General features: G+C 66.7%; 1 pseudogene. It reads right to left on the reverse strand.

Annotation, left to right across the window (positions count from 1 at the left end):
* Positions 1–276 (reverse strand): annotated as a pseudogene (locus R0J92_RS22240) (ATP-binding cassette domain-containing protein); the annotation flags it as partial.
* Between the last annotated feature and the right edge of the window lie 36 nt (positions 277–312).

Here is a 312-nt window from a genome sequence, read left to right on the forward strand (position 1 = left end):
CGATTTCAGCGTCACGTCGCGCACATCCTCGCCGTCGATGGTGATCCTGCCTTCGGTGACGTCGTAAAAGCGCGGCAGCAGGGAGCAGATCGTGGTCTTCCCCGCCCCCGAAGGCCCGACGAAGGCGATGGTCTCTCCGGCCCTCACCTCGAAGTCGATGCCGTCCAGCACCTTTCGCCCGTTCAGGTAGCCGAAGCCGACGCCGCTGTAGCGGATGTCGCCGCGCGGCCGCGGCAGATCCGTCGCACCGGGCCGGTCGGCGATGTCGGGACGCGTGGCGATAAACTGCGACTAGCGCTGAAAGCCGGAGAT

Origin of the sequence: Tritonibacter sp. SIMBA_163 (genome assembly GCF_046535935.1) — a bacterium.
Lineage (GTDB): Bacteria > Pseudomonadota > Alphaproteobacteria > Rhodobacterales > Rhodobacteraceae > Epibacterium > Epibacterium scottomollicae.